This window comes from Streptomyces sp. NPDC050439 (genome assembly GCF_040655335.1).
GTDB lineage: Bacteria > Actinomycetota > Actinomycetes > Streptomycetales > Streptomycetaceae > Streptomyces.
Window position 1 is genome coordinate 312,669 of the sequence record NZ_JBFAJT010000010.1, and the last position, 12,569, is coordinate 325,237.

General features: G+C 70.6%; 13 protein-coding genes. 9 read left to right on the forward strand and 4 right to left on the reverse strand.

From position 1 onward, the window contains the following. Positions 1-49: 49 nt before the first annotated feature. Entirely contained in the window at positions 50-460 is a 411-nt protein-coding gene (locus tag AB0I66_RS36130) for a helix-turn-helix domain-containing protein (protein WP_363212275.1), read from the forward strand. Between the two features lie 194 nt (positions 461-654). Here the strand turns inward: AB0I66_RS36130 and AB0I66_RS36135 are convergent, their stop codons facing one another. From AB0I66_RS36135 to AB0I66_RS36145, 3 genes are all read right to left on the reverse strand, one after another. Then, positions 655-1,236 (reverse strand): SUKH-4 family immunity protein, encoded by a 582-nt coding sequence (locus tag AB0I66_RS36135; RefSeq protein WP_363212276.1) that lies wholly within the window; start codon positions 1,234-1,236, stop codon positions 655-657. 242 nt (positions 1,237-1,478) lie between these two features. After that, positions 1,479-1,928 (reverse strand): DUF6069 family protein, encoded by a 450-nt coding sequence (locus AB0I66_RS36140; RefSeq protein WP_363212277.1) that lies wholly within the window; start codon positions 1,926-1,928, stop codon positions 1,479-1,481. After that, positions 1,925-2,536, reverse strand: a complete 612-nt coding sequence (locus AB0I66_RS36145) for a TetR/AcrR family transcriptional regulator (protein WP_363212278.1) — start codon at positions 2,534-2,536, stop codon at positions 1,925-1,927. Before AB0I66_RS36145 ends, AB0I66_RS36140 begins: the two co-directional genes overlap by 4 nt. 154 nt (positions 2,537-2,690) lie before the next feature. Here AB0I66_RS36145 and AB0I66_RS36150 point away from each other — a divergent pair, with 154 nt between their 5' ends. Then, positions 2,691-4,016 carry an MFS transporter gene (locus AB0I66_RS36150; protein WP_363212279.1) on the forward strand — a complete coding sequence of 442 codons (1,326 nt, stop codon included), beginning with the start codon at positions 2,691-2,693 and terminating at the stop codon, positions 4,014-4,016. 125 nt (positions 4,017-4,141) lie between these two features. Then, positions 4,142-4,954, forward strand: coding sequence for an SAM-dependent methyltransferase (locus AB0I66_RS36155; protein ID WP_363212280.1), 813 nt, complete (start codon positions 4,142-4,144; stop codon positions 4,952-4,954). Between the two features lie 146 nt (positions 4,955-5,100). On the opposite strand, the gene AB0I66_RS36160 is transcribed toward AB0I66_RS36155, so the two are convergent. Further along, on the reverse strand, positions 5,101-5,256 hold the full coding sequence (locus AB0I66_RS36160; RefSeq protein WP_363212281.1) for a hypothetical protein: 156 nt from the start codon (positions 5,254-5,256) through the stop codon (positions 5,101-5,103). A 424-nt stretch (positions 5,257-5,680) separates the two neighbouring features. On the opposite strand from AB0I66_RS36160, the gene AB0I66_RS36165 reads away from it, so the two are divergent. Genes AB0I66_RS36165 through AB0I66_RS36190 form a run of 6 tightly spaced genes read left to right on the forward strand, consistent with a single transcriptional unit; the run spans position 5,681 to position 12,511 of the window. Next, entirely contained in the window at positions 5,681-6,469 is a 789-nt protein-coding gene (locus AB0I66_RS36165) for a GntR family transcriptional regulator (protein ID WP_363212282.1), read from the forward strand. Positions 6,470-6,510: 41 nt separating this feature from the next. Continuing rightward, complete coding sequence (locus AB0I66_RS36170) at positions 6,511-6,738, forward strand: ferredoxin family protein (RefSeq protein ID WP_351904079.1); 228 nt, start codon at positions 6,511-6,513, stop codon at positions 6,736-6,738. A 15-nt stretch (positions 6,739-6,753) separates the two neighbouring features. Continuing rightward, complete coding sequence (locus tag AB0I66_RS36175) at positions 6,754-8,097, forward strand: ABC transporter substrate-binding protein (protein ID WP_363212283.1); 1,344 nt, start codon at positions 6,754-6,756, stop codon at positions 8,095-8,097. Further along, positions 8,094-8,969 carry an ABC transporter permease gene (locus AB0I66_RS36180; RefSeq protein ID WP_363212284.1) on the forward strand — a complete coding sequence of 292 codons (876 nt, stop codon included), beginning with the start codon at positions 8,094-8,096 and terminating at the stop codon, positions 8,967-8,969. Before AB0I66_RS36175 ends, AB0I66_RS36180 begins: the two co-directional genes overlap by 4 nt. Further along, entirely contained in the window at positions 8,953-9,741 is a 789-nt protein-coding gene (locus AB0I66_RS36185; protein ID WP_363212285.1) for an ABC transporter ATP-binding protein, read from the forward strand. Before AB0I66_RS36180 ends, AB0I66_RS36185 begins: the two co-directional genes overlap by 17 nt. A 40-nt stretch (positions 9,742-9,781) precedes the next feature. Beyond that, positions 9,782-12,511, forward strand: a complete 2,730-nt coding sequence (locus tag AB0I66_RS36190; RefSeq protein WP_363212378.1) for a fumarate reductase/succinate dehydrogenase flavoprotein subunit — start codon at positions 9,782-9,784, stop codon at positions 12,509-12,511. Positions 12,512-12,569: the final 58 nt, after the last annotated feature.

The following is a 12,569-nucleotide window of genomic DNA, read 5'->3' on the forward strand; positions in this document are numbered from 1 at the left end:
AGCCTGGCCCTTCCAAGACGGCACTTATCCCTCAGGTGGTGAGACGCGGGTGACCACGTCCAAGCCCGGCGAACCCAGTCGGCGGTCCGGTGAGCGCGGTGATCTGCTGGACCCGCTCTGTCCGACTCGCAAGTTGCTCGACCGCCTCGGCACCAAATGGACGTCGATGGTGGTCAAGGTGTTGGCCGAGGCAGATCCCGGTGAGATCCGGTTCGCGGAACTTCGGCGTGGCATTCCGGGCGTCTCACAGAAGATGCTGTCTGTCACGCTGCAAAGCCTGGTCCGCGACGGCCTGGTTGCGCGCCGCGTGGAACCCACAGTTCCGCCCGCCGTCCACTACCGACTCACCGAGCTCGGCCTGTCCCTCGAAGGGCCGCTCTCCGCTCTGCGGGCCTGGGCCGAGACACACATGCCGGAGATCGACCGCAGTAACCGGCTCGCCGAGGCCCGAGAAACCTGACAGGAAGAGAGCGCGGGTCACAGCCACCGCGATCCCGCCTACGGATCTTGTGGGAGGCGTATGCAGATCCCACCCAAACAGCCTCACGGATCAGGGCAATTGGGCCGGTGATCACCCGTGGAGCGAGCGAACTCCCGGGCTGACGCCGCTGGTTGCCGCTGGTTGCCGCTGTTGCTGCTGTTGCTGCTGACGTCCTAAAAGCGCTGCCCCATGGCGATCTCGTCGCTTACTGCCGCCCAGACGGTTTCGCCGTCCCGGAAGGGCAGCGGGTCGATGCTGCTCGTCTCCTCGCGGATGCGATCGACCTCGGCGTCCAGGCGCTCGTAGTCGGCTTCCTCCTCGTCCTCGTCGTCGCTGAAGGTGAACCGCTCGAGCAGGCACTGGAGCCGGAGGGCGACCTGGAGGAGGGAGGAGACATCCGTGTGAAGTTCGACGTCGGTCTCCTCGTCGAGGTCAAAGGCGTGCACCCTCCCGGACGCGGGGTCGAGGGCGAGGTGCGCGTTGAGGAGCCAGCCGATGACGGGCCACTCCCCCGCGCCCTCGGTCGCGTCGGCGAAATCCTCGATGTGAACGACTTCCCGGACGAGGGGCAACAGACCGTCGTGCACATCGGGTTGACGCAGCAGGAGCGTCCCCGTGGGGGCGCCCACGGCCTGCAGGAGGCGGACACCCTCGCTGTTCGCGGCGGCGGGCGGGAAGGCGGTGGCGGGCACGGTCGCGATCCGCTCCTCGCCGAAGATGTCGACGAGCTCGCTGCGGGTCACTTCGAAAAGCATGGGTGAAACTCCGGACTCGGCGGCGGCGCAGACGCCGCGGCGTCCTTGACGGGTGTAAGCGGTCACAACATAGGCGATGCGGGGAGGGCCTCCCGCATTGCGGAAGGCCCTCCTCAAGTGCAGCAGTGGTTGGCGGGCAGGCTCAGGCCCCGCCCGCCAGCCATCGCTCCTCATATCCAGCATGTCCACCGGCACGGGCGCCCGAGGGGCCTCCCGGCGGCGTGACACTCCAGTGAGGCTGCCTACCCCTGGCGCTGTTCGCCGCCTACTTGTTGTTGCCGGTCGCCTCTTCGCGCCACCGACTCCCGCCCTGGGGCCCTGCCGCCCAGCCCCGGGATCAGTACCGCCGCCACCGCCAGGTGCATCAACGCCAGAGCGGCTCGGGTGCTGCCATCCATGCCGTCACCGGTCAACGGCAGGAAAGACACGGCCAGTACGAGGCCGGCCACCGCGGTCCAGGTGGCGCGGGCACGCCGCACCCCGAACCGCTCAAGGGCTGCCAGCAGCCCCCAGCCCGCAAGCGACGCGAGCAGCGCGACGACCACCACGGCCCCGGCGCCGATGTCGAGCGTCTCCTCGCCGTCGGCGATCCGCACCCGGTGCCCCAGCAGCGGGTCCACGACCAGCCACACCACGGCGGGGGCCAGGGCTGCCGCAGCCATCACCGCCAGACGCCCTCGTAACGCGCTCACTTGGTGCTCCCCGTGAGAGCCCCGTGCAGGAAGACCTCCACCAGTTCCTGCGGGGTCAGGTCGGGCTCGTCCTCGGTACGCGGCTGGATGAACAGCAGCCCGAAGAACAGGGCGGCGATCTGCTCCGGCGGCCGGCGCAATGTGGCCTTGTCGGGCTCCAGCAGCTCCACGAGAGCCGCGCGGATACGTGTCGTCGACTCCTCCCGGCCCGCGCCGCGCACCGTGCCGGGGTGCTTGCCGCCGCCATGCCCCAGCGAACCCATGATCGCGCCCATCCTGGACATGTGCGCCTGCAGCGCCTCGGCCGCCTCCGCGAGCCGGTCGGGCAGCGGCTGGGACACGTCGATCGCGTCGAGCTCGCGGACCGCGTGCTCGGGTGAGAGTGCCTCGGCGATGCAGGCCTGCAGCAGCTCGTCCTTGTCGGCGAAGACCCGGAAGATAGTGCCCTCCCCGATGCCCGCGGCGCGGGCGATCTTCGCGGTCGTCACCGCGGCGCCGTACTCGGCGATCAGCGGGATCGCGGTCCGGATGATCATTTCGCGGCGCTGCTCCGGTGACATGCCGGGGGCGCGGCGCCGGGCGGTCTGGTTCTCCTTGGGTGGTGTCATGTCCGCAAGCTTACGGAGTGAGTACTCACTCCGTCAATGAGTGAGCACTCACTCCGGGTATCTTGTCTGTACGTGGCCCCTGGCCATGGCTGGTGGGGCTCTGGCTAGGGTGGGCGGCCACACCCACTGTCCCGCTTCCGGAGGCTCGCGCTCCATGGATCCGCTGATCCGCCGTCACCTCACCGCCCTGCAGCTGTGTTTCGCGATACCCGGCCTCGCGCTCGCCACATGGGTGACCCGAACCCCTGACGTCCGGGACCGGCTCGGCGCCTCGACCGCCGAGATGGGCCTGGTGCTCTTCGGCATGTCGATCGGCTCGATGCTCGGCATCCTGGCGGCCGGCGCCCTGGTGGCGCGGTTCTCGACCCGCCCCGTCATCGTCACCTGCATGACCCTGGTCCTGGCCAGCGTGGGGGTGATGGCTCTGGGCGCCGCCATGGCCTCGGCCCTGGTGGTGACTTTCGGGCTGCTGCTCTTCGGCGCCGGCATGGGGCTTTCGGAGGTGGCAAGCAACGTCGACGGTTCCCACGTCGAGCAAGAACTCGGCCGCCCCGTATTGCCGGCCATGCATGGCTGCTACAGCCTCGGCACCGTGGTCGGGGCGGGCCTCGGGGTGGCCGGCGCCTCGGTCGGCTTCCCGGTGCCCTGGCATCTGGCGGGCGTACTGCTGCTGACCGTCGCGCTGTTCGCCTTCGCCTTGCCCCGGCTGCGTCCCGGCATCGGCCGCCGCACCCGGACCGCCGACCAGAACGCTGTCGGGACATCGGTCACCGCCGATGCCGGTGCGACCGACGCCGACGGAGGGATCCGCGAACACCGGCTGTACCTCGATCCGCGGCTGCTGCTCATCGGCGGCGTGGTGCTCGGCATGACGCTGGCCGAGGGAGCCGCCACCGACTGGCTGCCCCTGTTGATGGTCGACGGTCACGACATGCCCGCGGGACTCGGGTCGTTGGTGTACGCGGGCTTCGCCGCCGCCATGGCGGTCGGCCGGTTCGCCGGCGGTCTTGTGGTGGCCCGGTTCGGCCGCCCGGTGGTGCTGGGCTGCGGTGCGCTGCTGACGGCCGTCGGGATTTCCCTGGTGTCCTTCGTGGATTCCCCGGTGGCGGCCGGCTGTGCCGTGCTCCTGTGGGGCCTCGGTACGTCCCTGGGCTTCCCGCTGGCTCTTTCCGCCGCCGGCGAGTCCGGTCCGGACACCGCCGGCCGTGTCGCACTGACCTCCCGGATCGGCTACGTGGCGCTGCTGGCTGGGCCGCCGGCTCTTGGCTTCCTCGGCGAACACCACGGGCTGCGCGCCGCGATGGTTCCGGTCCTGCTGCTCATGCTGGTTGCCGCCGCGCTCTCACCCGCCACTGCCTCCCGGCCCCGGCGCCCCGCCACTGCGGGCGGCCGCCCCTCGGATGTCCACCACGCCCTGCCGACAGCGTCCGGCGAGGACACCGCAGGCAGACCGGACTCCACCCACAGCCAGCAGCGGTAGCCATACGGCACACATCAGGCTGCACTTGAGAACTCCCAATCCCCGGACGCCGTGATCCACGTACACCACACTGGGAACTCCTCGTGCCTGGAACACCCCGTGGGTGAACAAGAGAAGGGGAAGACGTGAGTGAGAGCCAACACCCGTCAGATGTGTCGGGCAGGCTGAACACCGCTGTCGCGCACAACGCACGCGTGTGGAACTACTGGATCGGCGGGAGGGACAACTACGAGGTCGACCGGCAAGTAGGCGGCCAGGTCGCCTCGATGTTCCCGGTGATCCGAGACGTGGCTCGCGCCGACCGCCAGTTCCTCGGCCGCACGGTCCAATTCCTGGCCGCCGACTGTGAAGTACGGCAGTTCCTGGACATCGGAACCGGCCTGCCGACCCTCGACAACACCCACGAGATCGCCCAACGGATCGCACCCGAATCCCGGACCGTCTACGTCGACAACGACCCCATCGTGCTGGTCCACGCCCGCAGCCTGCTGACCGGCACCGCCCTGGGAGCCACCGACTACATCGACACCGATGTCCGTGACCCGGACGCCGTCACGGAGGGTGCGTCGGCAACCCTCGACCTCGGCCGACCCGTCGCGGTCATGATGCTGGGCATCCTCAACTTCGTCCTCGACACCCGCGAGGCACAAGAGATCGTGCGCCGGATCATGGCCTCGGTCCCCTCCGGCAGCTATCTCGCCCTGACTCACCCCACCACCGACACCGACCTGGGTGGCGAGGGCAATGCCGAAGCCATGAAGTTCTGGAACGAGAACGCCACACCGCCGATCACCGCCCGCAGCCGGGCGGAGGTCAGCTCCTTCTTCGACGGGCTGCACCTCGTCGCCCCGGGTCTGGTGTCATGCGCGCAATGGCGTACTGAGCCCGACTCCGCTCCCGTACTCCCGCAGTTCGGTGCCGTCGCACGCAAACCCTGAACCACGCCGGACTCTCGGGCCCCAGGTCTTCCGGACCGCCGGCGGCCCTGATCGACCCATCACACAGCAGGTGCCCGCCCCCGGGACACAGGGGCGGGCACCTGGCTCTTACGCTCGGCCTCTAGAGGTCTCTGGAAATGAGGTCTCTAGAAATAATGCTTGCGTCCGCCCACCGCGCGTCCGGTCGCGCCCAGGATCCACAGGGCAGCGCCGACGACGACCAGGATTCCGCCGACCGTCGTCAGCAAGGAGATACCGGCGAGCACGCCGATGAGGAGCAAAATAACGCCAAGGACAATCATGGTCATTCCTATCGTCAAGTGTCGTCGGTATGCGCGGGCCCTCAGTCCGGCCTGCGGCACCTGTTTCCCGCCCTCCGCACAGCCTGGAGCGGGTGAACCTGCCGCCCGCGGACTGTGCGGTTGCTGAGCCCTCTTTCGTGCTAGCTCCGAGTGCCCAACTCTTCGCGGCTAATGCATGGGCGAATCAACACGGTGCCTTTGCCCTGACTGGGGTGCGTCTGCACCCCTGTGTGTGACCCGTCGGCTGTGTGTGACACGTCGGCCGACCTCGCACAGCATGCGCCCGGTCGGACAGGGGACGGCCCTGGCAGATCTTCTTTTCCGTCTGCCGAAAGACCAGGTCAGCCAGGCATCCGGCGATGCGTCAGGTGGCGCAACACTTCCGCAACACCACTATCCCTACCGGATAGGTATGGTTCCGGCCATGCCGCCCACCGACCGCATCCGAGACCACGCAGGCCAGGGCGCGCCCACCGTCGCCGCCCAGCGCACACGGCGTCGGTTGCGCGCGGACCGGGCACGCCAGCTTGCCGACCTGCTGCGCCACCAGCTCCTGACCGGGGGCTTTTCGGCCGGCACCCTCCCGCACGAGTTGACTCTGGCCGCCGACTACCGTGCCTCGCGCAACACCGTCCGCCAGGCACTTGACCTTCTGCGCGCCGAGGGCCTCGTGGACCGTCTCCCCGGCGTCGGCACGGTGGTGGTCGCCCAGAAGTATCCGCATGGGCTCGACCGCTTGATGGGCCTTGCGGAAACCCTGCGCGAACACGGTCAGGTCACCAACGAGGTCCGCACCATGGGCCCCGCCCCGGCTCCCACCCCCGTAGCCGAACGCCTCCGCGTCCCACCCGGCGCCGACGTCCTCTACATCGAACGTCTGCGCCGCCTCAACGGCCTTCCCCTGTCCCTCGACCTCACCTACATCCCCCTCGACATCGGCACCGCCCTGCTCGACGCCGACCTGGAGAACACCGATGTCTTCCGCCTGTTGGAAGCCATCACCGGCCGGCGGCTCGGTCACGCCGAGATCACCCTGGAGGCGGTGAACGCGGACGCCCACTCCGCCACCGTCCTCGAAGCCCCGCGCGGCGCGGCCGTCCTGATGCTGGAACGGCTCACCCACCTCTCGGACGGCCGCCCGGTCGACCTGGAGTTCATCCGCTTCCGCGGTGACCGCATCACCATGAGCGGCCTGCTGCACCGCTCCCTGTAGACACCACTCCCGCCTCACAGCTCACCTTCCTGGAGACAGCCATGACCTTGGCGCCCCAGCGGGCCGACGTGCCCGTGACCATCGACGAGTCGAAGTGCATCGACGGCTGCACGCTCTGCGTGGACATGTGTCCGCTGGACTCCCTCGCCATCGACGAGACCAACGGCAAGGCGTACATGCACGTCGACGAGTGCTGGTACTGCGGCCCGTGCGCGGCCCGCTGCCCCACCGGAGCCGTCACGGTCAACATGCCCTATCTCCTCCGCTGAGAGGCCCCAACTCCCATGAAACGCACGGCAGTCGCACTCGCCACATCCGCTCTGCTGCTCCCCCTGTCCGCCTGCGGCGGCAGCGCCGAGGCGGGCAGCGGCTCCACGGTCACCGTCACCGTCGGATACCAGTCCAAGACCATCAACACGGTCACGGCCGGCACCCTCCTGCGCTCCCTCGGCTACTTCGAGAAGCAGTTGAACTCCCTGCGGGACGGGAAGACGTACAAGGTCGAGTGGCAGGACTACGCCACCGGCGCCCCCATCACCGCGCAGATGACCGCGGGGAAGATCGACATCGGCTCGATGGGTGACTTCCCGCTGCTCATCAATGCGGCCCGCGGCAAGCAGCTGGGCAAGCCCACCCACCTGGTCTCGGTCACCGGCTACAACCTCAAGGGCGGCCTGAACACCGTCGTCGTCCCCCCGGGGTCCAAGCTCACCTCCCTCGAGGACCTCAAAGGCAAGAAGGTCTCCACGAGCGTCGGCTCAGCCGCTGACGGCACGCTCGTACGGGCCCTGCAGCGGGCCGGCATCGATCCGGAAAAGGGCATCGAGAAGCTGAACCAGCAGCCGGCGGTGGGCGCCTCGGCCCTGTCGGCGGGCAGCGCGGACGCACTGTCGCAGTTCGTCGCCTGGCCGGGCCTGCTCGCCCACCAGGGCAAGGCGAAGGCCCTGTATGACGGCGCCCGACTGAACCTGCCCACCTTCCACGGCGTCACCGCCCGCGCAGACTTCGCGGAGCAGCGCCCGGCCGTCCTTGAGGCGTTCTTGAAGGCCCAGGCGGAGGCGACCGACTACCTCGACGCCCACCCGGTGCAGGCTGCCGAGAAGGTCGCGAAGGCCACCGGCCTCCCGGCCGAGGTCGTCTACCTCTACAACGGCGCCCACGGCATCTCCACCTTCGACCCGGCCGTCAAACCGCGGCTCGTCTCCGCGCTCAAGCAGGACGTGGCGGTCCTGAAGGCGGCCAAGCTGACCGGCGACATCGACGTGGACTCCTTCGTCGACGACCGGTACGTCAAAAAGGCCCTCGGCGCCGGCTACGCCAAGCAACTCGCCGCCACCCCGCCCGCCGCCGCGAGCGAGGTCTGGCCCAAGGGAAGCGCGAAGACCCGGAGCTTCACCTCCCCCGCCCGGCTCCTGGCGTATGTCGACCGGCACAAGGAAAGCGTCCGCGCCGCCTACGTCCCCGACGCCACCACCGGCACGCTCTGGTTCGCCGACAAGGCCGTCTGGGTGGCGGACGGCAAGCAGCTGCTGCCCTTCGTCGCCGCGGACACCGCGCGGGCCTACGTGGCCGGTCACCGCGGCGCCCAGCTGATCACGTACGCGGACGCCCTGGGACGGGCCTCGTGAGCCGCTACCCCCGACGGACCGGACGGCTCGCGCTGCGCGCCGGCTCGCTGGCCGCCGCCCTTGGCCTGTGGCAATTGCTGACCACCTTCGACGTGAACCTATGGGTGCGCTTCTCGCAGTTCCCGACGGTCACCGACGTGGCCCGCGCCTTCACCGACCGGCTCTCGGGACCCGACTACTGGACCGACCTCACCGACAGCCTCACCCGGATCGTGGCCGGCTTCCTGCTCGCGGCCGTCCTGGGCGTGGCCACCGGCGTGCTCGTGACCCGCTCGCGGCTCGCCGAGGACCTGCTGGGCCCGGTCCTCGAAGTCGTGCGGCCCGTCCCGGCCATCGCCATGGTCCCCGTCGCGATCCTCCTGTTCCCCTCCAACGAACAGGGCATCGTCTTCATCACCTTCACGGCCGCCTTCTTCCCGGTGCTGGTCTCCACCCGGCACGCGGTGCGCGCGCTGACCCCGGTGTGGGAGGAGGCTGTGCGCACCATGGGCGGCGGCCGGTGGCGCATCCTCGGCTCGGTCGTCCTGCCGGGCGCGCTGCCCGGCATCTTCGGCGGTCTGTCCGTGGGCATCGGCGTGTCCTGGATCTGTGTGATCTCCGCCGAGATGATCTCCGGTCAGTACGGCGTCGGCTACCGCACCTGGCAGGACTACACGATCGTCAACTACCCGGGGGTCTTCGTCGGCATGGTCACCATCGGCCTGCTCGGCTGGCTGACCTCCACCGCCGTCGAGCTGATCGGGCGCCGACTGACCCACTGGCTGCCGCGCACGTCGTACGACCCCGGCGCCCGGCCCCGGCCCGCACGCACCCCGACATTCCCCGTCGAACCCAGCAAGGCCGAGGAGGCACGCGATGGGCACCTCGTCTGAGACCAGGCCGACCGCCACCAGGACCGCGTCGGCGGCACCACGAGGCACCCGCCTGACCCTCCGCGGCGCCGCGCTCGGCCGACCGGGCGTCCCGGCCGTGACCGACGTCGACCTGGACGTCTCCCCCGGCGAGATCCTCACCGTCGTCGGTCCCTCCGGCTGCGGCAAGTCGACCCTGCTGCGCACCTTCGCCGGGCTGCTGCCCGCGCTGCAGGGGGCAGTGGAACAGGACGGCCGGCCGCTGACCGGCCCGGGCGCGGAGCGGTCACTGGTCTTCCAGGAGGACGCCCTGCTGCCCTGGCGCACCCTGCGCGCCAACGTCGAACTCCCGCTGGCCATCCAGGGACTTGCGCGCACGCCACGCAGGGAACAGGCCGAGGCCTGGTTGAAGCGGGTCGGACTCGCCGACCAGGAAAGGCGGTTGCCGCACCGCGTGTCCGGCGGGCAGCGCCAGCGCGCCCAGCTGGCCCGGGCCCTCGCCGGACGCCCGCGCGCCGTCCTCATGGACGAACCATTCGGCGCGCTCGACGCCCAGACCCGCGCCGGCATGCAGGACCTGCTGGTGGAGGTGCTGCACGGCACGGGCGCGACCGTCGTCTTCGTCACCCACGACGTCGACGAGGCCCTGTTCCTCGGCGACCGCGTGGCCCTGCTCGGCGCGGGCCGCCTCATCGCCGTACGCGACGTGCCGCGCCCGCGCGAACGCGCCGCCCACGACGACTCGGCGCGCGTCGCCCTGCGTCGCGACATCCTCACCTCGCTCGGTACCTGAAAGGCCCCCGGTGACCACCCTCGTGAACACCCCTGCGGAGATCCCCGCCCTCAGCGACGCCGAGGAACTGACCTGCGACGTCCTCGTCATCGGCGGCGGCACCGCCGGCACCATGGCCGCCCTGACCGCCGCCGAGCACGGCGCGGACGTCCTGCTGCTCGAGAAGGCGCACGTCCGCCACTCCGGTGCGCTCGCCATGGGCATGGACGGCGTCAACAACGCCGTCATCCCCGGCCGCGCCGAACCCGACGACTACGTCGCCGAGATCACCCGCGCCAACGACGGCATCGTCGACCAGTCCACCGTCCGCCAGACCGCCACCCGCGGCTTCGCCATGGTGCAGCGCCTGGAGTCCTACGGCGTGAAGTTCGAGAAGGACGAGCACGGCGAGTACGCGGTCCGCCAGGTCCACCGCTCGGGCTCCTACGTGCTGCCGATGCCGGAGGGCAAGGACGTCAAGAAGGTCCTCTACCGGCAACTGCGGCGACGCGAGATGCGGGAGCGGATTCGGATCGAGAACCGGGTGATGCCGGTGCGCGTGCTGACCGCCGAGGGGCGCGCCGTGGGCGCGGTCGGCTTCAACACCCGCACGGGCGCGTTCGTCACCGTCCGCGCGGGCGCGGTGATCCTCGCGACCGGCGCCTGCGGCCGCCTCGGCCTGCCCGCCTCCGGCTACCTGTACGGCACGTACGAGAACCCGACCAACGCGGGCGACGGCTACGCGATGGCGTACCACGCGGGCGCGGAGCTCACCGGCATCGAGTGCTTCCAGATCAACCCGCTGATCAAGGACTACAACGGCCCCGCCTGCGCCTACGTAGCCAACCCCTTCGGCGGCTATCAGGTCAACCGGCACGGCGAGCGCTTCGTCGACTCCGACTACTGGTCGGGGCAGATGATGGCCGAGTTCGCCGCGGAGGTGGCCAGCGACCGGGGCCCGGTGTACCTGAAGCTGAGTCACCTCCCGGAGGAGTCGGTCTCGGCGCTGGAGTCGATCCTGCACTCCACGGAGCGCCCGACGCGCGGCACGTTCCACGCGGGCCGCGGCCACGACTACCGCACCCACGACGTGGAGATGCACATCTCCGAGATCGGCCTGTGCGGCGGCCATTCGGCGTCGGGGGTACGGGTCGACGACCACGCTCGGACGACCGTTCCCCGGCTGTACGCCGCCGGGGACCTGGCCTGCGTCCCCCACAACTACATGATCGGCGCGTTCGTCTTCGGGGACCTCGCGGGCGCGAACGCGGCCCAGTACAAGGCCTACGAAGGGGAGTTGCCCCAAGAGCAGCTCCGCATGGCGCACGAACTGATCTACCGCCCCCTGCGCAACCCCGACGGCCCGCCGCAGCCCCAGATCGAATACAAGCTGCGCCGCTTCGTGAACGACTACGTGGCCCCGCCGAAGACCGGCGCCCGACTCTCCCTGGCCCTGGAGGCGTTCGAGCGGATGCGCGCCGACATCGCCGCGATGGGCGCCCGCACCCCGCACGAGCTGATGCGCTGCGCGGAGGTCACCTTCATCCGCGACTGCGCGGAGATGGCCGCGCGCGCCTCCCTGGCCCGCACGGAGTCCCGCTGGGGCCTCTACCACGATCGCCTCGACCACCCGCAGCGCGACGACGCGTCCTGGTTCCACCACCTCGATCTGCGCAAGTCCTCCTCGGGGACGATGGAGTTCACGGCCCGTCCCGTGACCCCCTATCTGGTGCCGGTCGACGGTTTCACCCCCATCGGGGGCCCCTCCCGTCACCTCGGCGAGGTCCACGCGGAACAGGTGGCGACAGCAGGCGCCCGGGAGGCGGCACCGGGGCTGCGGCAGGAGCCCACCACGACCGGCCCCACCCTCGACGCCGCCGCCGAAGCGGACGTGCCTGCCACGCCCCGCCTGCTCGACCTTCTCTCCCTCACGGAGAAAAACCCTGAACTGGCCACCCTCGCCCCCTACTTGAGCGACCCCGAACCCACCGTGCGCCGTACGGCTGTCACGGTCCTGACGGAGACCGTGCCACCGGGGACGGGACCGGCGCTGGCCGCGGCGCTCACCGACCCCGACATCGGCGTCCGCGCCGCCGCGGCCGCCTCACTGCGGGAACTGGTCGAGACACTGCCTCCCGAACCGGCCCTGCGCGACGGCCTTGCTGCTGCCCTGTCCGAGGCGGACCCCGTGGCCCGCGCCGCCGCGCTGGATGTCCTGCGCGCCCTGCGCCTGGGGGACGTGGAGCTGTTCGCGGACTCCCTGTCGGACTCGGACATCACCGTGCGCATCGCGGCCGTGCGGGCGCTGGTGTCGGTCGACGCGGTGGCAGAGATGGCCCGCGCGGCGGCCGTCGATCCCTCGCGCGAGGTCCGCGTCACCATCGCCAAGGCCCTGGCCGCCGCCGGCCCGGACCCGACCACGGCCCACGCGGTCCACTCGGCCCTCGCACAGCTCGTGGACGATCCCGACGCCCTGGTCCGTGGGGCCGCCTACGAGGCACTGGGCACGGCAGGCTGCCCCGCCGCCCTGGCCACCCGCGCCGAGGCGGCCCTGTCCGACCCGGCCTGGCAGGTGCGCGCGGGCGCCGCCACCGCCCTGTCCGCCTCAGATCCCGACCTGGCCGTACCCGCACTCGCCAAGGCCGCCGCCGACCCCAACGCCGACGTCCGCAAGGCCGCCGTACTGGCCCTGACCCGCCACCGCGCCACCCAGGACACCCGAGCGGCCCTGACCGCCGCGACGACGGACGCGGACGCTGACGTCAGGGCCTATGCGGCGCGGGCGCTGTGACCACGACCGCGCCCTGTCGCGGGACTCGCTGCGGGCGAGCCCGGCCTGCGCGGAGCTG